The organism is Arthrobacter sp. GMC3, assembly GCF_002929305.1.
Lineage (GTDB): Bacteria > Actinomycetota > Actinomycetes > Actinomycetales > Micrococcaceae > Specibacter.
In genome coordinates this window covers 1-22,291 of record NZ_PJIO01000011.1, presented here as the reverse complement: position 1 = coordinate 22,291, position 22,291 = coordinate 1, and the positions used below count along the sequence as shown (strand labels likewise).

23 protein-coding genes are annotated in these 22,291 nt (G+C 62.9%); 8 read left to right on the top strand and 15 right to left on the bottom strand.

Annotation, left to right across the window (positions count from 1 at the left end; translation table 11 throughout):
* Nucleotides 1–52: 52 nt before the first annotated feature.
* Nucleotides 53–685, bottom strand: a complete 633-nt coding sequence (locus tag CXQ94_RS16445; protein WP_104091669.1) for an O-methyltransferase — start codon at nucleotides 683–685, stop codon at nucleotides 53–55.
* Nucleotides 686–871: 186 nt separating this feature from the next.
* Between CXQ94_RS16445 and sigE the strand changes: the two genes are divergently transcribed.
* Both sigE and CXQ94_RS16435 read left to right on the top strand, forming a co-directional pair.
* Complete coding sequence (gene sigE / locus CXQ94_RS16440; RefSeq protein WP_104091668.1) at nucleotides 872–1,498, top strand: RNA polymerase sigma factor SigE; 627 nt, start codon at nucleotides 872–874, stop codon at nucleotides 1,496–1,498.
* 110 nt (nucleotides 1,499–1,608) lie between these two features.
* The gene (locus CXQ94_RS16435) at nucleotides 1,609–2,031 is read left to right on the top strand and encodes a Sec-independent protein translocase TatB (protein WP_104091667.1); all 423 of its coding nucleotides are present in this window, start codon (nucleotides 1,609–1,611) and stop codon (nucleotides 2,029–2,031) included.
* 133 nt (nucleotides 2,032–2,164) lie between these two features.
* On the opposite strand, the gene CXQ94_RS16430 is transcribed toward CXQ94_RS16435, so the two are convergent.
* From CXQ94_RS16430 to CXQ94_RS16420, 3 genes are read right to left on the bottom strand one after another with little or no spacing between them, the layout of a single operon-like run.
* Entirely contained in the window at nucleotides 2,165–3,292 is a 1,128-nt protein-coding gene (locus CXQ94_RS16430) for an Mrp/NBP35 family ATP-binding protein (RefSeq protein ID WP_104091666.1), read from the bottom strand.
* Between the two features lie 10 nt (nucleotides 3,293–3,302).
* Complete coding sequence (locus tag CXQ94_RS16425; protein WP_104091742.1) at nucleotides 3,303–3,848, bottom strand: DUF1003 domain-containing protein; 546 nt, start codon at nucleotides 3,846–3,848, stop codon at nucleotides 3,303–3,305.
* Between the two features lie 37 nt (nucleotides 3,849–3,885).
* Nucleotides 3,886–5,169, bottom strand: a complete 1,284-nt coding sequence (locus tag CXQ94_RS16420; protein WP_104091665.1) for a CBS domain-containing protein — start codon at nucleotides 5,167–5,169, stop codon at nucleotides 3,886–3,888.
* A 177-nt stretch (nucleotides 5,170–5,346) separates the two neighbouring features.
* Between CXQ94_RS16420 and CXQ94_RS16415 the strand changes: the two genes are divergently transcribed.
* The 3 genes from CXQ94_RS16415 to CXQ94_RS16405 all read left to right on the top strand — a co-directional run bounded on the left by CXQ94_RS16415 (nucleotide 5,347) and on the right by CXQ94_RS16405 (nucleotide 7,096).
* Complete coding sequence (locus CXQ94_RS16415) at nucleotides 5,347–6,186, top strand: general stress protein (RefSeq protein WP_181034261.1); 840 nt, start codon at nucleotides 5,347–5,349, stop codon at nucleotides 6,184–6,186.
* A 134-nt stretch (nucleotides 6,187–6,320) separates the two neighbouring features.
* Nucleotides 6,321–6,776: a hypothetical protein gene (locus CXQ94_RS16410; RefSeq protein WP_104091664.1), complete on the top strand. Its 456-nt coding sequence runs from the start codon at nucleotides 6,321–6,323 to the stop codon at nucleotides 6,774–6,776.
* Entirely contained in the window at nucleotides 6,773–7,096 is a 324-nt protein-coding gene (locus CXQ94_RS16405) for a transcriptional regulator (RefSeq protein ID WP_104091663.1), read from the top strand. Before CXQ94_RS16410 ends, CXQ94_RS16405 begins: the two co-directional genes overlap by 4 nt.
* Nucleotides 7,097–7,161: 65 nt before the next feature.
* On the opposite strand, the gene CXQ94_RS16400 is transcribed toward CXQ94_RS16405, so the two are convergent.
* Nucleotides 7,162–8,736 carry an aminopeptidase P family protein gene (locus tag CXQ94_RS16400; RefSeq protein ID WP_104091662.1) on the bottom strand — a complete coding sequence of 525 codons (1,575 nt, stop codon included), beginning with the start codon at nucleotides 8,734–8,736 and terminating at the stop codon, nucleotides 7,162–7,164.
* A 92-nt stretch (nucleotides 8,737–8,828) separates the two neighbouring features.
* Between CXQ94_RS16400 and CXQ94_RS16395 the strand changes: the two genes are divergently transcribed.
* Nucleotides 8,829–9,677 (top strand): PHP domain-containing protein, encoded by an 849-nt coding sequence (locus CXQ94_RS16395; protein ID WP_104091661.1) that lies wholly within the window; start codon nucleotides 8,829–8,831, stop codon nucleotides 9,675–9,677.
* Nucleotides 9,678–9,773: 96 nt separating this feature from the next.
* Here the strand turns inward: CXQ94_RS16395 and CXQ94_RS16390 are convergent, their stop codons facing one another.
* From CXQ94_RS16390 to CXQ94_RS16380, 3 genes are all read right to left on the bottom strand, one after another.
* Complete coding sequence (locus CXQ94_RS16390) at nucleotides 9,774–10,658, bottom strand: site-specific DNA-methyltransferase (protein WP_104091660.1); 885 nt, start codon at nucleotides 10,656–10,658, stop codon at nucleotides 9,774–9,776.
* A 14-nt stretch (nucleotides 10,659–10,672) separates the two neighbouring features.
* A complete protein-coding gene (locus tag CXQ94_RS16385; RefSeq protein ID WP_104091659.1) occupies nucleotides 10,673–12,406 on the bottom strand; it encodes a DEAD/DEAH box helicase in 1,734 nt (577 codons plus the stop codon).
* Nucleotides 12,407–12,655: 249 nt separating this feature from the next.
* Nucleotides 12,656–14,152 (bottom strand): RNB domain-containing ribonuclease, encoded by a 1,497-nt coding sequence (locus CXQ94_RS16380; protein ID WP_104091741.1) that lies wholly within the window; start codon nucleotides 14,150–14,152, stop codon nucleotides 12,656–12,658.
* A 65-nt stretch (nucleotides 14,153–14,217) separates the two neighbouring features.
* Here CXQ94_RS16380 and CXQ94_RS16375 point away from each other — a divergent pair, with 65 nt between their 5' ends.
* The gene (locus CXQ94_RS16375) at nucleotides 14,218–14,922 is read left to right on the top strand and encodes a ferritin-like fold-containing protein (RefSeq protein WP_104091658.1); all 705 of its coding nucleotides are present in this window, start codon (nucleotides 14,218–14,220) and stop codon (nucleotides 14,920–14,922) included.
* Between the two features lie 89 nt (nucleotides 14,923–15,011).
* Here the strand turns inward: CXQ94_RS16375 and CXQ94_RS16370 are convergent, their stop codons facing one another.
* The 6 genes from CXQ94_RS16370 to CXQ94_RS16345 form a co-directional block, all read right to left on the bottom strand.
* The gene (locus tag CXQ94_RS16370) at nucleotides 15,012–15,506 is read right to left on the bottom strand and encodes an AAA family ATPase (protein ID WP_181034259.1); all 495 of its coding nucleotides are present in this window, start codon (nucleotides 15,504–15,506) and stop codon (nucleotides 15,012–15,014) included.
* A 97-nt stretch (nucleotides 15,507–15,603) separates the two neighbouring features.
* Nucleotides 15,604–15,984 carry a RidA family protein gene (locus CXQ94_RS16365; protein ID WP_104091656.1) on the bottom strand — a complete coding sequence of 127 codons (381 nt, stop codon included), beginning with the start codon at nucleotides 15,982–15,984 and terminating at the stop codon, nucleotides 15,604–15,606.
* 10 nt (nucleotides 15,985–15,994) lie between these two features.
* Complete coding sequence (locus CXQ94_RS16360; RefSeq protein ID WP_104091655.1) at nucleotides 15,995–16,762, bottom strand: amino acid ABC transporter ATP-binding protein; 768 nt, start codon at nucleotides 16,760–16,762, stop codon at nucleotides 15,995–15,997.
* Nucleotides 16,762–17,688, bottom strand: a complete 927-nt coding sequence (locus CXQ94_RS16355) for an amino acid ABC transporter permease (protein ID WP_104091654.1) — start codon at nucleotides 17,686–17,688, stop codon at nucleotides 16,762–16,764. The genes CXQ94_RS16360 and CXQ94_RS16355 overlap by 1 nt, the downstream gene beginning before the upstream one ends.
* Nucleotides 17,689–17,700: 12 nt before the next feature.
* A complete protein-coding gene (locus CXQ94_RS16350; protein WP_104091653.1) occupies nucleotides 17,701–18,633 on the bottom strand; it encodes an ABC transporter substrate-binding protein in 933 nt (310 codons plus the stop codon).
* Complete coding sequence (locus tag CXQ94_RS16345) at nucleotides 18,633–19,928, bottom strand: alpha-hydroxy acid oxidase (protein ID WP_181034258.1); 1,296 nt, start codon at nucleotides 19,926–19,928, stop codon at nucleotides 18,633–18,635. The genes CXQ94_RS16350 and CXQ94_RS16345 overlap by 1 nt, the downstream gene beginning before the upstream one ends.
* A gap of 126 nt (nucleotides 19,929–20,054) precedes the next feature.
* Between CXQ94_RS16345 and CXQ94_RS16340 the strand changes: the two genes are divergently transcribed.
* A complete protein-coding gene (locus CXQ94_RS16340) occupies nucleotides 20,055–21,713 on the top strand; it encodes a CdaR family transcriptional regulator (RefSeq protein ID WP_104091652.1) in 1,659 nt (552 codons plus the stop codon).
* 335 nt (nucleotides 21,714–22,048) lie between these two features.
* Here CXQ94_RS16340 and CXQ94_RS16335 read toward each other — a convergent pair.
* On the bottom strand, nucleotides 22,049–22,291 hold a 243-nt coding region (locus tag CXQ94_RS16335; RefSeq protein ID WP_146070333.1), incomplete at its 5' end, for a helix-turn-helix domain-containing protein.

Below are 22,291 nucleotides of genomic sequence, written 5' to 3'. Positions count from 1 at the left end.
GCCAAGGCTGTCCCGTTCGGCGTTTAAGAACTGCGTTGCGTTTGGTGGGTGGCTAGCGTTTGACGGCCAGAAGGAGCCCGTCACCGGTGGGCAGCATGGCCGAAATCAGGTTCTCGTTGTCCCGGATGGCCTTGCCCACGCGGCGCAGCACCACGGTACTGGCTTCCCGGATGGCAGGATCGGAAACCCTGTCCTTGTCCATGGCGTCGTTGACGATCAACAGCCCTCCGGATTTCAGCAACCGGATGCCCTGATCCACATATTCGGGGAAGCTGGCCTTGTCCGCGTCGATGAACACCAAGTCATAGGCGGCATCGGTCAGGCGCGGCAACACGTCTTGGCCCCGGCCGGAGATGGTGCGGATACGGTTGGCGGGGGAGCCCGACTCAAGGAAAGCCTCACGGGCGGCCTTGAGATGGTCCACGTCGGGATCAATGGTCGTCAGGACGGCCCTGGGGCTCAGGCCACGCAACAAGGCCACCCCGGAGACGCCGGCGCCTGTGCCAACTTCCACCACAGTCTGCGCCTTGGATGATGCTGCCAGAACGGTCAATGCGGCGGCTACCCCGTGGCTCACGGGGAACAAACCCAGCTCGTGGGAGCGTTCGCGTGCGCGACGCAGGACGTCATCTTCCACCGGAAGGCCCTCTGCGTAGGACCAGCTGGTGGATTTGTCGGCGCTCATGGGTGGTATGTTCCTAAACTGTTGCGGTGATTTCCTCTAGCCTACTGCCTGCGCCGTGGGCTGAATTTCTTTTTCCCCCAGCAAAATGTCAGCTTTGTTTGCCACACTGTTCAGACCATCCGAGGTCGAATGCGCAGGCTTTTACGCACAGTAGACCCGCACGCTGCGAAGAAATGAGGTGTAGCCATGAGTATTACCAACAGCTCCGCCGCTCTCCCCGCAGTTTCCGAACCGGTGTGGAGTGTGCCGTCATGGGATGAGGTGGTGACCAACCACTCGGCGAAAGTCTTCCGCCTGGCCTACCGTCTGACAGGCAACAGGTACGACGCCGAAGATCTCACTCAGGAAGTGTTTGTCAGGGCTTTCCGCTCACTGGACAACTTCAAACCAGGAACCCTTGACGGCTGGCTGCACCGCATCACCACCAACTTGTTCCTGGACCAGGCGCGCCGGAAACAACGCATCCGCTTTGATGCCTTGTCCGAGGATGCCGAGTCCCGGCTGGCCGGATCCGATCCCGGCCCCGAGCGCACCTTCGAGTTCAACAACCTCGACGTTGACATCGCCGCCGCGTTGGAGGCCCTGCCGCCGGACTTTCGCGCCGCCGTGGTCCTTTGCGACATGGAAGGGCTCTCCTACGACGAAGTGGCCCACACCTTGAACATCAAGCTGGGGACAGTACGTTCGCGGATACACCGTGGGCGGGCCATGCTGCGTGAGTCGCTGGCGGACAGGTCACCCGTGCGGGCAGGTACAGCGGTTCCGGCGAAGAAGCCCAGGCTTTCCCTGCCTCGCATTGTTGGCATCCATTAGCCATCGGTTTTCATCCGTTTCGTAATGTAAGAGCAAGTCGACGACCAATAACTGGACCGATACCGCTGCGGAATCGTTGCTTTGAGTGTTGAGAGGGTAATCTTCCTAACGTGTTTGGTATCAATACCCCTGAGCTGATCGTGATTGTCATTGTGGCAGTCATGGTGATTGGCCCCACACGCCTTCCCGGCTATGTGGAGAAGTTGAAGAATCTCATCCGCGAGGTGCGCCGGATGGCTACTGGCGCGCGCGAAACCATCAAGGAAGAGTCCGGGCTGGACATTGATGACATCGACTGGAAGAAGCTGGACCCGCGCCAGTACGATCCACGCCGCATCATCCGCGAAGCCCTCATCGACGACGAAGACTATGACAAGCTCAAATCGCTGAAGACCGCTCCCGGTGATGCGATAGCCACCATGATGGGCAAGAACGACGACAAAGCCCTGGAAACCACGCCAGCACCGGCCGCACCCGAGATTGAGCGCCTAGCCGAAGGCCAGCTGGCCCCGTACGACGTCGAAGCCACCTAAACCGCCCGGTCCTACCGACGCGGTATCACTTGTGCTCGCTTTTTTCCCGACGCCGTATCACTTTTGCTTGCTTTCTGCCCGACGCTATCCCATTCCTGGTGACGTTTTTTGGAGCGCCGAGAGGGTGCGGCGGCTACTTGGGGGAGACGCCCAAGCTCATGCCGGCCAAGCCCCGCGGGCGCACTGCGAGTTTCTCGGCGATATCCAGCAGTGCCGCAGCACCCGGGGATGCCGGGTTGGCCAGCACAATGGGCGCTCCAATGTCCCCGCCCTCACGCAAGGCCACATCCAGAGGGATCTGCCCGAGAAGTTCCACGGGTGCGTTGACAGTCTGACTCAGCCGCTGGGTAAGAACTTGCCCGCCCCCGGAGCCAAATAGTTCCATGGTGGTGCCGTCGGGGAGCGTCAGGAATGACATGTTCTCAATGACGCCAGCCACTTTCTGCCCCGTCTGCACGGCAATCGCACCGGCCCGCTCCGCCACATCGGCAGCCGCAGCCTGCGGGGTGGTCACCACCAGGATCTCGGCCTTGGGCAATAGCTGGGCCACGGAAATCGCCACATCCCCGGTGCCGGGGGGCAGATCCAGGAACAGCACGTCCAGGTCGCCGAAGTAGACGTCCGTCAAAAATTGTTCCAAGGCCCGGTGCAGCATGGGGCCCCGCCAGGCCACGGGCTGGTTGCCGGTGACAAACATGCCGATGGAGATGACCTTCACCCCGTGGGCCACCGGCGGCAGAATCATCTCATCCACGCGCGTGGGTGTCTGCGTGATGCCCATGAGTGCCGGCACCGAAAATCCGTAAATGTCCGCGTCGACAATGCCCACGCGCAAGCCCTTGGCTGCCAGTGCGCACGCCAGGTTCACGGTGACGGATGATTTGCCCACGCCGCCCTTGCCACTGGCCACGGCATAGACCCGGGTGAGGGACGACTCTGCATTGAAGGGGATTCCGCGCTCTGGCCCCGTGCCCTTGAGCTGCTCCTTCAATTCCGCCCGCTGCTGCGCCGTCATGACCGTAAGGTCCACGTCGACGCTGGTGACGCCGTCGAGCTTGAGCAGGGCGTCGGTGACGTCCTTGGTGATGGTGCCGCGTAAGGGGCAGCCAGCCACCGTGAGGCGGACGACGGCGCGTGCCCGGCCGGCGTCATCGGCCTCCACGGCCTCCACCATGCCCAGCTCCGTGATGGGCCGGCGCAGCTCAGGGTCGATGACCGTGGCAAGGGCGGCGTTCAACGATGCTGGTGTGGGGGCGTTCATGGGACAAGCCTTAGGGGTTGGTGATGCGTTTTGGCGCAACAGTCTTCATGGTGCTGGTGGCGGGGGAGCGTGACTGGCGGGAGTCCCGCGAGGCGGGCTCGGCGTCGTCGTCCTGCATGGCGATCAGGTCCTCAAGGAGGCCGCGCAGCTCGGATCGGACAAAGTCCCTGGTGGCAACCTCACGCAAGGTGATCCGCAGGGCGGCAACCTCGCGGGTCAAGTACTCGGTGTCGGCCAGGTTGCGCTCATTGCGGGAACGATCCTGTTCAATCTGCACCCGGTCACGGTCATCCTGGCGGTTCTGGGCCAACAAAATCAGCGGGGCCGCGTAGGAGGCCTGAGTGGAGAAGAACAGGTTCAGGAGAATGAACGGGTACGGATCCCAGTGCAGGCCAAAGAGCCCCACCACGTTGATCGCGATCCAGACCACCACAAAGACCGTCATGTACAGCAGGAAGTTGGCCGTACCCATGTAGCGGGCAAAGCGTTCGGCGAATCGGCCAAAAAAGTCCGGATCGCTGGTCAGGTTGGGCAGGAGCCGCGACCGCAGCTCCATGGGCGTATCAAGGCCGCCGCCCTTGGCGTGGTGCCGTTCAGCCAATGCGGCCTCCTAGTTTGCGCCGGGGTGCCCCGTCTTCGTGGTTCCGCCAGTCTTCGGGGAGCAGGTGATCCAAGAGGTCATCGACGGTCACCGCGCCCACCAGCCGTCCTTCCTTACTCACTACCGGCAGGGAGTTGAGGTTGTAGGAGGCCATGATGTGGCTGACGACGGCGAGGTCGTCCTGGTCCGAGACAGGCTCCAGGTTCTTATCCACCAGGGTGCCCAGCTGCTCGGGAGGGGCACTGCGCAGTAGCTGCTGTATGTGCACCACGCCTAGGAAACGCCCGGTGGGGGTCTCTAGTGGCGGGCGGCAGATGAAGATGGCGGAGGCTAGTGCGGGGGAGAGGTCCTCGCTGCGCACGTGGGCCAGGGCCTCCGCAACGGTGGCCTCCGGTGGCAGGATCACCGGCACGGGCGTCATCAAGGCGCCGGCCGTGCCCTCGGCATATTGGAGGAGGCGACGCACATCCTTGGCTTCGTCGGGCTCCATCAGCAGCAGCAGTTCCTCGGCCTTCGCCTGGGGCAGGTCGGCGAGGAGGTCGGCGGCGTCGTCGGGGTCCATTTCTTCTAGGACGTCGGCGGCGCGCTCATTGTCCAGGGCGGAGAGCAGATGAACCTGGTCCTCCTCAGGGAGCTCGGACATGATGTCAGCAAGCCGCTCATCCTGGAGTTCACTGGCGACTTCCACCCGGCGTTTGTCGCTCATTTCCTGAAGCGCATCGGCAAAGTCGGCGGGCTTGAGGTCCTCATGGGCGGCCACGAAGTGGGTGGCGCCCTGGGGGTCGGCGTCGTCGTCCGGGTGGGCGTCGGCCCAGTCAATAAGGAGTGTGTGGCCGCGTCGCAGCCCGCGCAGACGCGAGGTGGAGGTTCCGCGGCGGACGAAGAGTTTGGTGATCAGCCAGTCGCCGTTGCGCTGCTGATCCATGGCGATGTCTTCAATGACGGCGAACCCGGAGCCGTCCACCAGTGTCACCTTGCGGTCAAAGAGGCCGCCCACCACCAGCTGCTCGGCGCCACGCTGTTCAAAGCGGCGAAGGTTCACCAAACCGGTGCAGATGATTTGCGACTGGTCCATGGAGGTCAGTCGCGTCATGGGCACAAATACGCGTTTCTTGCCCGGAACCTCAACCACAATACCGACGGCATGCGGGGCGGTGGTGAGGCCGCTGCCCAGCACTACAACGTCACGCAACTTACCCAGACGGTCACCCAAAGGGTCAAAGACGTCCAGGCCTAAAAGTCGCGCCACAAAGATGCGCGTCGGTTGTGTACTCACACGTACAGGCTACTTCCCCCGCCGGACATTAACGTAACCTCGTCCGGGCCGCAGCCGCGTTTTGTCCCCCTGGCGCAGGGCCCTGTCACCGCGTTGTCACCAAGCGGTCACCCCCTTGCCATTTCACTGCCAGCGATACTCCAGCCAACATGCAGGGAAATGGTGAACAATAGGGGCATGGCAAACCTTTTTGGACGTACCCGACCCATGGACCAGGCACGCGCTGTCCCCACGGGTGAGACGATCGGTTCTTACACCTCCTATTTGGATGCCCAAAAGGCGGTTGACTACTTAGCTGATGAGAAGTTTCCCGTCCAGCACGTTTCCATTGTTGGCAATGACCTGAAAATGGTTGAGCGGGTCACTGGCAAGCTCAGTTACCCCCGTGTGGCCCTGTCTGGCGCCATGACAGGTGCATGGTTCGGTTTGTTCATTGGCGTCATGCTCTCCTTCTTCGATGGTGCGAGCCAGGCCGCTGGCGCCTACCTGAACGTGTTCACCGCCGTCTTGATGGGCGCCGCGTTTTGGATGCTTTTTGCGATTATTGGCTACGCTGCCCAGCGCGGCAAGCGCGACTTCACCTCCACCAACCAGGTCTTGGCTAGCAGCTACGACGTCATCGTCACCCCCGACGTGGCCATGGAGGCCCGCCGGCTTCTGGCCCAGCTGCCCATGAACTCCACCGCGCCCCGGCCTTTCCAGGGCCAAGGACACAGCCAGGGTCAGGGCCACGGCCAGAACTACGGGCAGCAGCCGCCCACTCAAACGCCGCACCGGCCCGAGGGCTGGCATGATCCCTACGGCGCCCAGCAGCCCGTGGTTACGCCCGCACCGGAGACGGACGACGGCGACACCACCCGCCCCGGGCAGGCTCCCCTGAGCGGTCCTCGCCGCGGCGAATTCCCTGACCTGCCCGATGGTCGCCCGCAGTACGGAATCCGCGTGGACACCCCGCCCGCACCGGCGGCCCCGGCCGAACCAAACACTCCGGCTGCAGTGGAGAACCCGGACAAGTAGTTCACGGGCCAGAAATGCCGCCGTCCCCGCAAATTGACGCTCATGCACCTGCGCCAATTTGCGGAGACGGCGGCATTTTCCGTTTGACGGCGCGGTATTGACTTTCCGTCATGGAAAGTGATTGACTTTCCACTATGGAAAACCGATCTTTCTCAGATGCGAGCGAAGCCCTGGCCGCCATTGACGATGCCCGCTCCAATGCAGCAGACCGTCTGGTGACTCCGGGGTGGTACCACCCGGTGTTGGGGTTGCTGGCCGCCGTATTTGTTGTTGCCTACACCACCGGCGGCACAGTGATCATGATCAGTGTGGCAGTGGCGTATTTCCTTGGCTTGGGACTCCTCATGGCGGCCTACAAGGAGAAAACTGGCCTGTGGGTCAACGGCCTCAAAGCGGGAAAGGCCAGCTGGTGGACGGTTCCTTTGGTGCTAATCCTGATCCTGTGCGCTGGCGCGGCTTACTATTTTCATGCCGAGAAGGGTCTTGATTGGCCAGCCTGGGTGGCTGGGATTGTCGTTTTTGTTGCCGTGAACGTTTTTGGCAGGCGCTTTGACAATGCTCTGCGCGCGCAGCTGCGGGGCAAACCGTGACACCCGGGCTGAACGAGGTCGTTCACGCCACGAACCGCTTGCGAATCTGCGCGTTCCTGAGCACAGTGGATCAGGCCGAATTTGGCACCATCCGGGACATGCTGGGGGTGGCCGATTCCGTGGCCAGCAAACATCTGAAGGTGCTCGAAGAGGCCGGCTACGTGAAGCTCAGCAAGCCCACGGGTCGCGGCAGAGTGAAGACCTGGGCGGCGCTCACACGGGAGGGAACCCGGGCCTACGCCGAACACGTCGCGGCACTCAAGGCCCTGATCGAAGCGCAGGTAATTAACGCCGTCGTGCCTGAGAGGGAGATGCCTTAAAAAGCTGCGGCGCGGTAGTTGCCGAAATAATGAATCCTCAGCAACTACCGCGCCACAAGTAAGACCTAGCCGGAGAGGCGCGCCATCCAAGCCTCGACGTCGTCCGGGGTGCGGGGGAGTGCCGCGCTGAGGTTGACCGGGCCGTTGGCCGTGATCAGGATGTCGTCCTCGATGCGCACGCCGTTGCCGCGGAACTCGGCCGGGATGGCCAGGTCCTCGTTCTTGAAGTACAGGCCGGGCTCAATGGTGAAGACCATGCCCTCGGTGATGACGCCGTCCAGGTACAGTTCGGCGCGTGCCTGGGCGCAGTCGTGCACGTCCAGACCCAGGTGGTGGCTGGTGCCGTGCGGCATCCAGCGGCGGTGCTGCTGGCCCGCGGGGGAAAGGGCTGCGGCGGCGGCAACAGGCAGCATGCCCCACTCTTCCAAGCGGTCGGCCAACACCTCCATGGCAGCGTTGTGGACATCGCGGAACTTGCGTCCCGGCACCGCCACGGCGAAGGCGGCGTCGGCGGCGTCAAGGACGGCCTGGTAGATCTTGCGCTGCACCGGAGAGTAGCTTCCGTTGACCGGGATGGTGCGGGTGATGTCGGCCGTGTACAGGGAGTCGGCCTCAACACCGGCGTCCACAAGAATCAGTTCGCCGTCGTTGACCGTCCCCGTGTTGCGGGTCCAATGCAAGATGGTGGCGTTGTTGCCGCCGGCAGCGATGGTGTCGTAACCGAGCTCGTTGCCTTCCTCGCGGGCCCGGGCAAAGAATGCGCCCTCCACAACACGCTCACCGCGCTGGTGGGCCACCGCGCGGGGCAGCGACTTGACGATTTCCTCGAAGCCGGCGGCCGTGGCGGCCACGGCGATCTTCATCTGCTCCACTTCCCAAGCGTCCTTGAGCAGGCGCAGCTCCGAAAGGGCCTCGGCCAGCTTGGCGTCCAATGCGTCAAGTGCCTCAAAGTCCATGGCGTCGGGGTTCTTGGCCGTGTTGTAACGGGCGGTGTCCACCAGGGCGTCAATGTTCTCATCGACCTTGCGGACCAGGCGGATGGAAATGCCTCCGACGGAAGGCTCGCCCACATTCTTGGTGATGCCAACTTCCAGCTGGGAAATATCCACGGTGTCCAGGCCGAGCAGGGCCTTGAACTCTTCCAGGGTGGGGCGCGGGCCAATCCAGAATTCGCCGCTGCGGGAGTCGGCGTAGAACTCCTTGGTGTCCCGGCCGGCCAACGGGCGGAAGTAGAGGGACGCGCGGTGGTGTCCGCCGTCGTCGCCCTTACCCTCATCGGTGGGATCGAGGATCAGCACGGCGTCGGGCTCGTGGTCAACGCCCAAACCTGTGAGGTGGGCGAAGGTCGAGTGCGGACGGAATCGGTAGTCGCAGTCGTTGGAGCGAACCTTCAGGGGGCCTGCGGGAATGACCAGGCGCTCGCCCTTGAACTGTTCGGAGATGGCACGACGGCGGCGCGCAGCATGGTCGGCCACCTCGGCCCGGGCGGGAAGCTCGGTAGCGGACGGGGCCCAGCTGGAGGCCATGAAGGCACGGAAAGCATCCGAGTCGGGGCGGTGCGAACGGTTGTTCACGCGCTCCTCGAGCGGCTGCTGGTTGGCGGGATCGGGGTGCGCGGAGGATTGCTCAGTCTGGTTCACCCCTTAAGTCTCTCACCGGTGCCGCGGGGGACAAAGCGCGGCGATGTTCGCGCAGGCGGGTGTTGGCGGTCGAACGGACGTAGGCTGGAAGCGTGAGGATCGATCTGCATGCACATTCCAACGTCTCCGACGGCACCCAGACCCCCGCCACGTTGCTGGCTGCAGCCGCGGCTGCGCGGCTGGACGTGCTGGCGCTGACCGACCACGACTCCACCGACGGCTGGGCAGAGGCGCTGGTTGCCGCGCGGGATCACGGCGTGGGGTTGATTCCCGGGATGGAGATCTCCTGCAAGACGGCGCGGGGCGTCAGCGTCCACCTGCTCTGCTACCTGCACGACCCGTTCAACGCGGAGTTACTGGAGGAAATCACCAAAGCGAAGGATGCCCGGCTCACCCGGGCCGAGCGCATGGTGGAGCGGCTGGCTGAAGACTACCCGCTGAATTGGGATGATGTCAGCGCCCACGTGGCGCCCGGAGCCACCATTGGCCGCCCGCACATTGCCGACGCCTTGGTGGCGGCGGGGATAGTCTCGGACCGCAACGAGGCCTTTGCCAACATACTCACCTCGCACTCACGCTACTTTGTCAGCCACTATGCCCCGGACCCTGTCTTGGCGGTGGAACTGGTTCGCGCGGCCGGGGGTGTGCCGGTTTTTGCCCACCCCGTGGCATCAGCGCGCGGGCGGATTGCCACGCCGGAAACTTTCCACGACATGATCGACGCCGGCCTCCTGGGCTTGGAAGTGGACCACCGGGACAATCCAGCCGAGGGCCGTGCGTGGCTGCGCAAGCTGGCCTATGACAAGGGGCTGTTCACCACGGGTTCCTCGGACTATCACGGGACGGGAAAACCGAACCTGCTGGGGGAGAACCTCACCACGCCTGAGGCGCTGGTCCAGCTTGTGTCCCAAGCGAGCGGCTCGAAACCGTATCTGCCCTAAAACCGGTTCTGTTATGCGCCACCGTCGAGGTGAGGCAGGCGCATAACACTGCCATGCGCATCGCTCGCACCAACGGTGGCGCATAACAGGACAGGGTCAGGCGACGTCGGTCTCTAGCTCAACCACGGTGGCCACGTGGCCCAGCCGTGCGGCCATGACCTCGATGGCCTGCGGGTTCTGGTCAACGCAGACAAAGCGGCGGCCCAATTTGGCGGCCACCGCCCCCAAGGTGCCGGAGCCGGCAAAGAAGTCCAGCACCCAGTCGCCCTCGCGGGAGGACGCCGTCACCGCACGCCGCAGCAGGCCTTCGGGCTTCTGCGTGGGGTAGCCGGTCTTTTCCTTGCCCGTGGGGGAGACGATGGTGTGCCACCAAACGTCCGTCGGCAGCTTCCCGAGTTCACGCTTCTCGGGTGTCACCAGCCCGGGAGCCATGTACGGTTCCCTGTCCACCTCGGCATTGTCGAAGTGGTACTTTTTCGGGTTCTTGACGTACACCAGAATATTGTCGTGCTTCGTTGGCCAGCGGTTCTTGGCCCGCGCGCCGTAGTCGTAAGCCCAAATGATCTCGTTCAGGAAGCACTCTCGGCCGAAGATCGAATCGAGCATGACCTTGGCGTAGTGCACCTCGCGGTAGTCAAGGTGCAGGTACAAGGTGCCGTCCTCGGCCAGCAAACGCCACGCCTCCAGTAGACGCGGCTCCAGGAACGACCAGTAGTCGGTGAAGGCGTCGTCGTAGCTGTGCAGGGCACCTTTGATGGTGTCGTAGCTGCGCCCGCCAAAACCGGTCCGGTCCCCTTCTCCGTCGGCATTGCGCACCATGGTGGTTTGCCGACGACTCTGCACCCGCCCCGTATTGAAGGGCGGGTCCACGTAAATCATCGTGAAGGCGCCGTCGGGGAGCGTGGGTAAATACGTGGAATTATCCGCGTGAACCACCAGGTTGGGCCCGGTCTCCTCCGGCTGCCATGCAGTCGTCGTCATATGCGTTTTGGCTGTTATTCGCCGGCCGCGGTTTCCTGATTGCCCACGACCTCGCCGTTGCGGCGGCGGGTACGGCTCCGGCTGCGCTGGCGAGGTGACGCCTCGCCGGTGCTTGCAGACGGGGCACTGCTCTCACCTTGTGCCGAGCCGTCGGCAGGGGTGAAAGGAACGGATGCGGATGACGGACGACGGCGGGACCTGCCGCCGTCGCGCTTCTCACCGGCGCTGCTGGAAGTGCTGGTGGAACCGCTGCCGGAATCCTCGCGACGCTTCTCGCCACGGCGGGCGCCGGAGGTGTTGCCGCCGCGGGTGGTGCCACGGTTGCCATCGCGGGAGCCTTCACGGCCACCGGATTTGGGCGAGTTGCGCTTGCCCGTCTCGCCCAGGTCCTCCATGACCTCGGCATCAATGCCGGCGTGCGTGCGCATGTTGCGGGGCAGGCGGCCCTTGGTGCCCTCGGGGATGTCAAGGTCCGTGTACAGGTGCGGGGAGGAGGAGTAGGTTTCGATCGGCTCGGGAACGCTGAGTCCCAAAGCCTTGTTGATGAGCGCCCATCGGGGCATGTCATCCCAGTCGACGAACGTGACGGCCGTGCCCTTGTTACCGGCGCGGCCCGTACGACCTACGCGGTGCAGGTAGATTTTCTCGTCTTCCACGCACTGGTAGTTGACCACGTGCGTGACGTCGTCGACGTCGATGCCGCGGGCGGCAACGTCGGTGGCAACCAGCACGTCAACCTTGTTGTTGCGGAAGGCACGCAGTGCCTGCTCGCGGGCACCCTGGCCGAGGTCGCCGTGGATGGCGGCCGCTGCAAAGCCGCGGTCAACCAGTTCCTCGGCAACCTTCGCGGCGGTGCGCTTGGTCTTGGTGAAGATGATGGAGCGGCCGCGGCCCTTGGCCTGCAGGATCCGGGCCAGGACCTCGATCTTGTCCAGGTTGTGGGCACGGTAGATCAGCTGGCGGATGTCGCGCTTGGTCAGGCCCTCATCCTCGGGGTCGGCCGCACGGATGTGGGTGGGCTGTGTCATGTAGCGGCGGGCCATGGCCACCACCGGGCCGGGCATGGTTGCGGAGAACAGCAACGTCTGGCGAACGGCAGGGGTGCCGGCAATCAGGGTTTCAACATCGGGCAGGAAGCCCAGGTCAAGCATTTCATCGGCCTCATCGAGGATCACGATGCGCACGTTCTTCAGATTCAGGTGCTTTTGCTTGTACAGGTCGATCAAACGCCCGGGTGTGCCGACAATGAGTTCGACACCCTTTTGCAAGGCTTCAACCTGTGGCTCGTAGGCGCGGCCACCGTAGATGGTGGCGATGCGCACGCCGCGGTGCTTGGAGGCAACGGTGAGGTCGCTGGCAACCTGAACGGCCAGTTCGCGGGTCGGCACAATGACCATGGCCTGGGGTGCGCCCGGGACAGCCAGCTTCTCGTAGCCCTCGTCTTTGGGGCCGACGACGCGCTGCAGTGCGGGGACGCCGAAGCCCAGGGTCTTGCCGGTTCCGGTCTTGGCCTGGCCGATGATGTCGTGGCCGGCCAACGCGATGGGCAGCGTCATGGCCTGGATCGGGAAGGGGTGGGTGATGCCGGCCTCGTGCAGTGAGGAGACGATGTCTGCGTGCACGCCGAAGCTGGCAAACGTTTCCTTCTCTTCGTGGTGCGGTGCCTCTGTGCTGACGAGTGATCCGTCAACTTCAATGGCCTCGTTGCTGTCTTCTGCGTGCAGGATGGAATCTGTATCAATGCTCAAATGCTTACCGTTCAATTCGTCTATACAGGTGCTGCATTTAGGCTCAACGCGGGCACTTTGAGAAGGCCAAACGGAGCCATGGTGAACAGCACGTTCTTGGGGAAGCCGATCGCGGGCTAACAAAAACTTGCCCTCCCGCCGCCAAGAACAAGGCGGTGTGCGGGAGGAGCATCAAGACGCGCGTAGGGGCGGGTTTGTTGAATTCAAAACATCTATCAACGACCGGGCATCCATGTCTACCCTCACAGTCTAGCCGCTCACCCCCACATTTCCTTGTTCAATCACGCTCGCGGGCACAAACTTCACCGTCCGTGTGTCGATGTCCGCTGCGATCAACTTGACCCGGACAACGGTGCCGGGCTCCAGATCGCCCTCACAGTAGCCGCTCACCGCGGGTTCGGCGATCTGGATGGAGCTGCGGGCAGCGGACTTTGAGGAGTGCCCGTTCCTTTTTGGGCCGGCCAGTACGACGGCGTCGAATTCTGATCCCACACGATGGCTCAGGAGCGCTGCCTCGACAGTGTCGATGGCGGCCTTGTCCACCTTGCTGGCCAGTTGGTTGGAGGCTGACATGATCTCCGGGAGTTCGGCAAGCGCGGCCACAGTCCATTCGGGCACGTCGGCCCCGGAACACAAGGCGGCGCAAATGGTCAGCACAAATCTGTCCACGAGCCGGCGCAGGGGAGCCGTGGCGTGGGCATAAGGGGCCGCGACGGCGGCCTGCAACACCTCTGCCGGGACGGTGCCGTTAAAGGGGGTGTAACCGGCGCCCCGGAACAAGGTGGTGGCCGCATGCATCAGGGCCAGCTGTTTGGGGTCGGCGGTGTCAAGGCTGCGCAGGTATTCGCCGTAGGCCATCTCGGGTGCCCAGGGCTTGCCGAGCGCCACGGTTTGCAGACGGTAGGCCTCCACCGCCTCGGGGTCGGGGGCAGGCATGGTGCGCAGGATGCCCACCTTGCCCTCGATCATGACCTGCGCGGCGGCCATCCCGGTGAGCAGGGAAATCTGGGCGTTCCAGTCCTCAATGGGCAGGCCGGGACGGAACTCCAGGACATAGTGGCCGTCGATGAATTCGACTTCCTGCTGGGGCACGTTCAGGCTCGCACCGCCCCGTGTTCGTTCCAGCGAGATCCGTTTGGTCCCGATCTCAGCCAGCAACGCCAACGTTTCGGCAAAAGCGGACGGCGCGTTTCCGGCGTCGTACATCTGCTGAGCCTGCTCATACCCCAGCTTGGCAACGCTTTGGACTGTGGCTCGGCGAACCCGCGCGGAGGTCTGCTCGCCGTCGGCGTCCAAGTGGATTTCCCAGACAAAGGCCGAGCGGGGATCGTTGGCAAACAGGCTGGCTGCGCCCTCACTGAGCGGCATGGGGTGCAGCGGGATGCGGTTTCCGGGGGTGTAGATGGTCTGGCCGCGGCGGCGTGTTTCGGTGTCTAACGGGCCGCCCGCTGGCACAAAGGAGGGGACATCGGCGATGGCGTAGTGAACCACATAGCCGGTGCCTTCGCGTTCCAGGAACATCGCCTGATCCAGATCCTGGGAGGTGGGCGGGTCAATGGTGATGAACGGTAGAGCGGTTAGATCCGGTGCAGGGAGTTGGTGGTTGGCGATGACTGCGTCCACTTCCGCCAGGACCTGCTCGTCAAAGTCACCCGGAAGTTTGAACTCGACACTAAGCGCGGCGAGGGCATGGGCGAGTTTCTGCTGCGCGGCGCTACTTCTGACGCCAATGTGAGAGTACGGCACGGATTCAGCGTAAACGATTCCCTGAACGGAGCAAGGGCGGCGCGGCACGCATTACCCTTGAGCGTATGAGTATTCCCTCTTCCGAGCCCGACGATTCAGTTTCGGCCGGCGAGTTCAGCGCCCGCTATGACAAGTTTGTTGTTGACCTGCTGGGCAGTATTGCCTATGGGGAGTTGTCCGCATTTGAGCGGCTTTCCTCCGATGCCCGCTATTCGCCCACGCTGCGCGACCGTGCCGTGGTGGGCAAAATGGCGGTGGCAGAATTTGGCCACTTTGAGGTCATCTGTGCACGTTTGGAAGCAATGGGGATGGACCCGGAATTGGCCATGTTGCCGTTCCAGCGGATCGTGGATGCGTTCCATGAGCGTACGCGGCCGGCGGATTGGCATGAGTCCCTGATGAAGGCGTATGTGGTTGACGCCATCACGGAGGACTTCTATGCCGCCATCTGTGAACATTTGGACCTGGAAACGCGCGAGATCATTGCGCAGGTCCGCACCAGTGACCACCAGCGGGCGCTGTTGCAGGAACGCTTGAAGGCCATGCTGGGGGAGGACCCCCGGCTTTCCTCCCGGCTGGCACTGTGGGGGCGGCGCCTGGTGGGTGAGGCCCTGGCTCAGGCGCAAAGGATTGGCGCCCAGCACAGTTTCCTGGTGGGCCTGAGCCCCGACGGGACACAGGAGAGTGCTGAGGCCGAGGTTTCGGCGATTCTTTCATCCCTGACACGCAGCCACTCCCGGCGCATGAGCCAGCTGGGCCTCACCGCCTAGCCTTCTTTCCTCCTGAAAACGGCGTCAACTCGCCAAACGCCTGAGAAGATACGCCGTCGGTGCGCGTTGGCGCCGTTCTCGCGCCGGAACTAGGGAAGTCCGACGTCGGCGAGCACCCGCAGGACTGTTGCCTGAAGGGATTCCGTGGCCAGGATCCGCACCTCCGCAATCCCGAGCAGCGGGTTCCAGCCGCGGTACCAGCCGCGCATCTCTTTTTCGCCGAAGTCGGCGGCCTTGTGCGGGCGGCTTTGGTGGCGGAGCAGGGTTTCCTCGAGTGTGAGGTCGTAGGCGTAAAACAGGCTGGGTCCGGGGTGCCCGTCGCGGAGCCGCACAAGCGGTTCGCTGTACGTTGAGGCGTTGAACATGCCGTCCAGGATGACCGTGCGCCCACGGCTCAGCGTCAGCGATGCGGCGTGTTCAATGAGCTCAATGCTCAGCGGCGAATAGTTACCGGTTTCCCCGAGGACCACCCGGCGAAAGTAGTCCTGCTCGATCCAGGCAGCATCCAGTTCCTGTTGGAGCGCCCTCGCCACGGCGCTCTTTCCCGAACCGGAATTTCCGCGCAGGACAATGAGGATGGACATATCTCCATCCAAGCACTCCTGCGCTGAGGCGGAAACAGCTCTGCCCTGCATAGCGCGTGAGGACGCGTCATGCAGGGCAGCAACTAACTTGTTCTGACTAGGGAATGACCGCCACGGCGTCGATCTCGACTAGGAAGTCCCCGAGGAATGAGCCCACTGTGGTGCGTGCCGGGTAGGGGGTGCTCACGAACTCCTTGTAGACGGCGTTGAAGCCGTCAAAGTCCCGGCCGGGCTCCTGCAGGTGAACGGTGGCCTTGACTACGTGGGAGAAGTCCAAACCGTGTGCGGCCAAAACGGCCGCCAGGTTTTCCATGGCCTGCCTGGTCTGCTCGCCGATCGTCTCGCCCACGGTGTCGTCGGTGACGGGATGGTGGGGCGTCTGGCCGGCCGTGTAGAGGAAACCGTTGGCGGCGATTGCCTGGGAATACGGGCCTGCGGGAACAGGGGCCTTGTCGGTGATGATTTGCGTCTTGAGCATGTTTTTCCTTTTACGTAAGAACTTTGGACAGGAACGCCTTGGTGCGCTCATGCTGGGGGGCGTCCAGGACCTCGGAGGGCGGGCCAGTTTCAACCACGACGCCCAAGTCCATGAAGACCACCTGGTCGGCGACCTGCTTGGCGAAGGCCAGCTCGTGCGTGACAACCACCATGGTCATGCCTTCGGCAGCCAGATCCTTCATGACCTCGAGTACTTCGCCCACGTTCTCGGGGTCAAGTGCGGAAGTGGGCTCATCGAAGAGCATCAGCTTGGGCTTCATAGCCAAGGCGCGGGCAATGGCGATGCGCTGCTGCTGGCCACCGGAGAGGTCCTGAGGGTAGGAGTGGCCGCGATCGCCCAGCCCCACCCGGTCCAACAGGACCTGGGCTTCGGCGATGACGTCCTTCTTGGGGCGGCCCAGCACGTGGACGGGTGCCTCAATGACGTTTTCCATGACCGTCATGTGTGGGAACAGGTTGAAACGCTGGAACACCATGCCGGCCGTCAGGCGGGACTTGGCGGTCTGGCTTTCCTTCTTCTCATACAGCTTGCCGTTGCGTTCGGTGTATCCCACCAGCTGCTGGTCCACATACAACCGGCCAGCGTTGATCTTTTCCAGGTGGTTGATGCAGCGCAGGAACGTGGTCTTGCCGGAACCGGACGGACCGATCAGGCAGGTCACCGTGCCTTGTTCGATTCTCATGTCGATGCCCTTGAGAATTTCAATGGCACCGTAGTTTTTGCGGACCCCTTGGGCTTCCACCATCACCGTTGACATTATGCTTTCCTTCTCTTGGGCCGGAGGACTCGACGGGTTGCCGTGTCAAAGCCGCGTCCGTAGCGTCGCTCGAGTTTGGTTTGGAAGTAGCTCAGGACCGTTGTCATGAGCAGGTACCAGAGGCTGGCCACAATGAGTAGCGGGATGGTCTGGTAGTTGTTGGAGTAGATGATCTGGGCCGAGTACAGCAGATCGGAGATGGCCAGCACGCTGACCAGGGACGTGCCCTTGAGCATCGAGATGACCTGGTTGCCGGTGGGCGGCAGGACCACGCGCATGGCTTGGGGCAGTACCACCCGGGTCATCAGTTTGGCGCGGTTCATGCCCAGGGCCCGGGCGGCGTCGTACTGGCCCTTGTCCACGGAGTTGATGCCGCTGCGGATGATCTCGGCCATGTACGCGGCCTCATTGAGGGCCAGGCCCAGCAGGGCTGCCCCGAGCGGGGAAATCAGTACGTTGGCCGAACCGATCACCAGGGACGGGCCGCCGAACGGGAGTCCCAGGGCGATCACCGGGTAAAGGGCGGCGATGTTGTACCAAAAGATCAGCTGGACCAGCAGCGGGGTGCCGCGGAAGAACCAAATGTAGGCCCGGCTGAGGGTGTGCAGGATCGGGTTGGTCGAAAGGCGCATGATGGCCAGGACCGTGCCAAGACCGATGCCGACGGTCATGGAGACCACCGTGAGCATCAGCGTCAGCGCCGCACCGGTGAGGATCTGCGGTGAGAACAAGAAGGAGACCACGACGTCCCAGTGGTAACGCTGGTTTGTTGCCACATTCCAGGCGGCGCTGGCCGCCAGGATGACGATGACGACGGCGATGGCGTTTCGGACCGGATGCCGCAGGGGCACCACCGGAACAGAATCACCGGATGCGGGTGCGGGAGTCTCTATGAGGGGGACCGCTGTGGGTTGTTGCTGCTGCATGGTGTTCACCTCCTATTGGGCGAAGTTGACGCGGGGATCGGTGATGGCACTGCTTTCAAGGCCGTATTTCTTCAGTACTGCTTTGTAGGAATCGCTCTTGACGATGTCGACCATGACGGCGGAGACGGCCTTGATGAGTCCCGAATCCTTCGGCATGCCGATCCCGACGGGGGTGAACTCATACTTTGAGGAGATCTCGATGGTCGGGTTGGACTTGGCGGCAAAGTCCATGATGGGGGAGTCGGCCAGCACTGCATCGAGCCGGCCGCTGGTGAGCGCGGAGATGGCCTGGCGCGTGTCCTGGAACTCGCTGGTGGCCAGCTGCGGTTTGCCCTCCTTCACGCACGTCGCGTTGGCGTCGGGGACGTTGGCGGTGAGCTGGTAGGAACCTGTCAACAGGCCAACCTTCTTGCCGCAGAGGTCGTCCTGGTTTTTGATGCCCAGCGGGTTTCCGGTGGGGACGGCGATCGAGTTGCCCATTTGCATGTAGTCAACAAAGTCCAGGACCTGCATGCGCTGGGTGGTGGGTGTCATGGAAGAGACCGTCATGTCGTAGCGGCCCGCTGCGATGCCGGGGATGATGGAGTCGAAGTTCGAGACCTTGATTTCCACGTTGACACCCAACGCCTGCCCCACCAGGCGGGCGATGTCCGGATTGGTCCCGGTCATCTCCTGGGTTCCTGGCTTGTAGAACTGGGTGGGCGGTTCATTGGTGGGGATGGCCACGATCAGGATCTTGGAGGCCTTGATGGACTCCGGCAGATCCGCGGCGGCCGCCTTGTTCAGGGCCATGGTGGGGACAGTAGAGCCCAGTTCGGCAACGCCGTTGGTCGCCGTCGTTCCCCCGCAGGCCGTCACGGAAAGGAGGAGGGCCGCAGCGACCGCGGCCGCCGGAATCTTGAAACCGGCCTTAGCCTTGGTAATTGTTAGGATCCGGGTCTTCATCAGGGGGCTGCCAATTCTGCGAAGTTGAGCTCGGCCTGGGCCTGAGTCGGGCGGGGCCGCACGAAGGATTCGCTGTGGTGGCGGATCAGCTCACGGCCACCCTGGCGCAATTCCGCAATGGAGGTGACGCCCAACAGAGCCATGGTGCGGGTCATCTCCTGAGAGAACATCTTCAGGACGTGGGCCACACCGGCCTCACCGGCGGCGGCGAGGCCGTAAAGGTACGGTCGGCCAATGGCGCAGGCATCGGCGCCCAGGGCCAGGGCCTTGATGACGTCGGAGCCGCGCCGGATGCCGCCGTCGACAATGATTTCCATGCGTCCGTCCAGGGCCTCAACCATGTCGGGGAGCACGTCCATGGGGGAGGCCATGTGGTCCAGCTGGCGCCCGCCGTGGTTGCTGACCTGGATGGCGTCGAAGCCCATGCTTGCCGCAATGGCGGCGTCCTTCGGGTTCACGCAGCCCTTGAGGATGATGGGGCCGTTCCAGCGGGTGCGGATTTCCTCAAGGTCGCTCCAGTCGGTGGGCTCGTAGGCGCCGGCCAGCAGGGTTCGCCACATGTCCGGGGTGCTGGACAGTGGGCCGTCGGGGACCTCGGCGTCGAGGTTGGGGAAGGCGATGGCGTCATTGGCCAGGAAGCCCAGGGCCCAGCGCGGGTGCAGGGCGCCTTCGATGACCGTTTTGGGCTTGATGGACGGCGGGGCGGTGAAGCCGTTGTGGTAGTCGCGTTCCCGGTGCCCGATGTCGCGGCAGTCGATGTTGACGATGAGGGCTTCGTAGCCGGCGTTGGACACGCGGTCCAGGACTGCCTGCAACATGACCTTGTCATTGGTGGGTTCGAGGTTGAACCAGCGGCGCAGGCCGGGGGTTGCCTCGGCCACGTGTTCCATGGGCGTGGTGCTCAGGTGGGCCAGGCCGTAGGGAACGCCCGCGGCCAGCGCGGCACGGGCCGCGGCAATCTCACCCTGCGGGTGGAAAAGCCGGGTGCCTCCGGTGGGGGAGAGCATCAGCGGCATGGAGGACGGGCCGCCCAAGATGGTGGTGGCCAGGCTCAGGTTTTCCACCGAACCCCACTTCGGCATGAAGGACCAGTCGCCGTAGGAGGCGATGTTGCGCCGCATGGACGCCTCGTCCTCTCCGCCGCCCTCGATGTAGTCGAAGATGCTCTTGGGCAGGCGCTTGGCCGCCATCTTCCGCATGTCACCGACGCTGTAGCAACGTCGGTCCAGGCGTTCTGCCACCGAGCGGGCCGGTCCCTGAATCGAGGCCAGGGCCGTGATGTCCTTGAATTTCATGCGGTGCCTTCTAACTTCTGCTGGAGAACTTCTTACTTCCTTACCTCAATAGTGACGTGGATCTCTTTTGAACTACATGTGAATTCTTCCAAAACTTCTCAAGTCTTACTGTGATAACGTCCAGGCATGGAGAACGAGAGTAAGAATGTTGGTGTTCAGCCGGTCATTGTCCGCCTCGCCGATTGCATCCAGCTGATGCAAGCAGATCTTGTGGTCGCCAGTCCCGACCCCGACAAGCTCGCTCACCGGGTATCCGACATCGTGATGTACGACCCCCTTGGCGAATGGGCGGGGGTTGAGGATCGCATCATTTTGGCTGTCGGGCTCAGCTGCGATTCGGTGGAATTTGAAGACCTCTTGGAGCGGGCATCAAGCGGTAGCGCAGCGGCCGTCATTACCAAAGCCCACGGCGTTCCCGTGGAACGGATACACGCCACGGCCGCGCGGCATGGGGTGGCTCTGCTGGTGGCTCCGGATGGTGCCGATTGGACGCGGTTGGTGGCCCTGGCCAGGGCGTCGGTGGTGGGTGCTGGTGCGGATGCTGTTTCCGGAGTCCGGCTCGGGGACCTGTACGCCTTCGCCAATGCGGCGGCCGCCATCACCAACGGTGCAGTGAGTATCGTGGATCCGCTGGGCCGGGTGCTTGGCTATTCGACGCTTCCGGGTCAAGCCATTGACGAACTTCGCAGGGTCACCACCTTGTCGCTGGAGGAAACCAAAGCGCCGGCGTTCGATCCCGATTTCAAGGCTGCCTATGACTCCCCGGGCGCCATTCTCATTCCCGCTGTTCGCGATGAGATGGCAAGGCTGGCGCTCGCCGTTCGGGCGGGGGATGAGCTCCTTGGATCCATCTGGATCATTGATCCAGGTGAGGAAATGCGTGATGCCGCCCTCCGGGCCCTTGACAAGATGGCGCCATTGGCGGGATTGCACATGCTTCACGCGCGCTCCGCCATTGACTATGGGGAGCGCCGGAATGGGGACTTGATCAGGACACTACTGGACGACACGGCCCACGCGTCGTTTGCGGCAGCCCAGTTGGGCCTTGATGCCGCTCATGGATTGGCTGTGGCGGCCTTTTCGATCGTCCGGCCCAAAACCGGGAGCCTGGAAGCGATTCAGGAGATTCAGAAGCTCCTCTACCTCGTTACAACTGTTTGCAATGTGCAGTTCAACAACAGCCACTGCGCTCTCATCGACTCTGTTGTCTACGCACTCCTGCCCTGCGAAGGAAATACGCCCAGGGTTTCCCATAGGAGGGTGATTGCCGAAATTGGTGCCTACGCGCACACCATCAGCGGTTTTCCCCTGATTGCCGCCGTGGGTGGGGTTGCGCCCACCGTGGAGTCGCTGCCGGGTTCCAGGGCGGAAGCGTTGGAAACGCTGCAATTTCTGCTCAACCAGCAGTCTGCCGTTGGGGTCCGCAGTGGCAAGGCGACACCGGCGGTGGCGCTCTATGAGGACCACAAGATTCCCCTGGATCTTTTGAAAATCGGGGCGTTTATTGACGAACATGGCATGGCTGAACACGACGTCATCGCCAGGATTCAAAGCCACGACGCCGAACAGGAGAGCGAATACCTGGACACCTTGCGGGCATACTTTGCCAGCAATGGCAGCATCTCCTCCATGGCCGGCAGTCTCCATGTACACAACAACACCGTTCGCTACCGGCTGGCGCGCCTGATCAAGGACTTTGGTGTGGACCTTGACGATCCGCAGCTGCGCCTCTGGTTGTGGTTGCGGCTTACCATGATGGATTTGGGGCCAAAGCCCGGCCGCTAAGCGCGGGTGGTGCTAAGCTTTGAATTCGAATACTTGTTCTAGGCGGTGGTTGCATGTTTGGTATGGATCTGGCGGCACCGCTGGCCCCGGACACCGATCCGCGCGGCTTTCCTTCTCCTTCTTATCTGTAGCCTTAAATAGGGGACGCTGTATTGGCGCACGTCAGGTTCTTAAAGTCGCGTCCTCAAGAGATGAAAACGATTCGCGATCTGCCAATTGGCAGGCCTTGGTCTGTTTGATGTTCCTCGGCGCCATCCGGCTTATTCGCGTACTTGTGCAGGTCAGTATTGAGCGCGAAATCTTGACGAATTTCCTGTATGACCGTTCTTGGGTAACTATTGCTTCTCGCCGTTGCCGCTGCGTTGGCCGCGTTCAACGGCCCGGTAGATGGTGGATCGGCTGATGGAGAAGAGTTTGGCCATTTCGGCCATGGTGTGTTTGCCGGCGTCGTGCAGTTCGAGGAGGTGAGCTTCCTGTTTCACGGTGAGTTTTGGCTGTTTCCCCCGGAGTCGGCCGTTGGCCTTGGCGACTTTCATTCCTTCGCGGGTGCGCATGCTGATGAGGTCGGCTTCGAACTC

Excerpts from the sequence above, each read along its gene's own strand:
- CXQ94_RS16445 (WP_104091669.1), bottom strand. The coding sequence starts at position 685 with ATGAGCGCCGACAAATCCACCAGCTGGTCCTACGCAGAGGGCCTTCCG.
- sigE (WP_104091668.1), top strand. The coding sequence starts at position 872 with ATGAGTATTACCAACAGCTCCGCCGCTCTCCCCGCAGTTTCCGAACCG.
- CXQ94_RS16430 (WP_104091666.1), bottom strand. The coding sequence starts at position 3,292 with ATGAACGCCCCCACACCAGCATCGTTGAACGCCGCCCTTGCCACGGTC.
- CXQ94_RS16425 (WP_104091742.1), bottom strand. The coding sequence starts at position 3,848 with ATGGAGCTGCGGTCGCGGCTCCTGCCCAACCTGACCAGCGATCCGGAC.
- CXQ94_RS16415 (WP_181034261.1), top strand. The coding sequence starts at position 5,347 with ATGGCAAACCTTTTTGGACGTACCCGACCCATGGACCAGGCACGCGCT.
- CXQ94_RS16410 (WP_104091664.1), top strand. The coding sequence starts at position 6,321 with ATGGAAAACCGATCTTTCTCAGATGCGAGCGAAGCCCTGGCCGCCATT.
- CXQ94_RS16390 (WP_104091660.1), bottom strand. The coding sequence starts at position 10,658 with ATGACGACGACTGCATGGCAGCCGGAGGAGACCGGGCCCAACCTGGTG.
- CXQ94_RS16375 (WP_104091658.1), top strand. The coding sequence starts at position 14,218 with ATGAGTATTCCCTCTTCCGAGCCCGACGATTCAGTTTCGGCCGGCGAG.
- CXQ94_RS16370 (WP_181034259.1), bottom strand. The coding sequence starts at position 15,506 with ATGTCCATCCTCATTGTCCTGCGCGGAAATTCCGGTTCGGGAAAGAGC.
- CXQ94_RS16365 (WP_104091656.1), bottom strand. The coding sequence starts at position 15,984 with ATGCTCAAGACGCAAATCATCACCGACAAGGCCCCTGTTCCCGCAGGC.
- CXQ94_RS16360 (WP_104091655.1), bottom strand. The coding sequence starts at position 16,762 with ATGTCAACGGTGATGGTGGAAGCCCAAGGGGTCCGCAAAAACTACGGT.
- CXQ94_RS16355 (WP_104091654.1), bottom strand. The coding sequence starts at position 17,688 with ATGCAGCAGCAACAACCCACAGCGGTCCCCCTCATAGAGACTCCCGCA.
- CXQ94_RS16350 (WP_104091653.1), bottom strand. The coding sequence starts at position 18,633 with ATGAAGACCCGGATCCTAACAATTACCAAGGCTAAGGCCGGTTTCAAG.
- CXQ94_RS16345 (WP_181034258.1), bottom strand. The coding sequence starts at position 19,928 with ATGAAATTCAAGGACATCACGGCCCTGGCCTCGATTCAGGGACCGGCC.
- CXQ94_RS16340 (WP_104091652.1), top strand. The coding sequence starts at position 20,055 with ATGGAGAACGAGAGTAAGAATGTTGGTGTTCAGCCGGTCATTGTCCGC.